The sequence below is a fragment of the Sodalis-like endosymbiont of Proechinophthirus fluctus genome, from assembly GCF_001602625.1.
Classification (GTDB): Bacteria; Pseudomonadota; Gammaproteobacteria; order Enterobacterales; family Enterobacteriaceae.
Genome location: NZ_LECR01000074.1, coordinates 17,971 through 18,798, shown reverse-complemented (window position 1 = coordinate 18,798; position 828 = coordinate 17,971). Strand labels below are relative to the sequence as shown.

Annotated in this window: 1 protein-coding gene; it reads left to right on the top strand. The window is 58.0% G+C overall.

From position 1 onward, the window contains the following. Nucleotides 1-828 (top strand): rod shape-determining protein MreC (gene mreC / locus BG74_RS07185; protein WP_187202766.1); only part of this gene is annotated, 828 nt, incomplete at both ends.

Here is an 828-nt window from a genome sequence, read left to right as displayed (position 1 = left end):
GGATACGGCCGTCAGTCCCTTCTATTTTCTGGCTAATGGCCCGCGCCAGATACTGGATAATGTGTCGCAGACACTGGCAACCCGCGCCCAGCTGGCGCTGGAAAACCGGGCGCTGCGCCAGAAGTTGCTATTGATGAACAGCGAGCAGTTGCTGCTGGGTCAATACAAGCAGGAAAACGCCCGGCTGCGCGAGCTGCTGGGGTCGCCACTGCGCCAGGATGAGCAAAAAATGGTCACCCAGGTGATCTCCACCAGTACCGATCCCTTTATCGATCAAGTGGTGATCGATAAAGGGCTGGATAATGGCGTTTATGTCGGCCAGCCGGTCATCAGCGACAAAGGGGTAGTTGGCCAAGTGATTGCCACTAGTAAGCTCACCAGCCGGGTGCTGCTGATTTGCGATGCATCTCACGCGATACCGATACAGGTGCTGCGTAACGACATCCGTGTGATCGTCGCCGGTAATGGTTGCACCGAGGATTTACAACTCGAGCATTTGCCGGGCAATACCGATATTCGCGTTGGCGACGTGCTGGTGACTTCCGGTTTGGGAGGGCGCTTTCCGAAAGGGTATCCGGTGGCAGTAGTATCCTCGGTGAAAGTCGATACTCAGCGTGCTTATACCGTGATCCAGGCACGCCCCACGGCCGGCTTGCGGCGCCTGCGCTATTTGCTGTTGCTATGGGGCACCGATCCGCGCGGCGAAGTGCCGCTGCCGTCTGATGAGGTGCATAGGGTGGCCAATGAACGCCTAATGCAAATGATGCCGCAGTTGTCGCTACCTAACGCTATGGGACCACGGCCGGCCAGTGGTATAGCGGCAGGGGG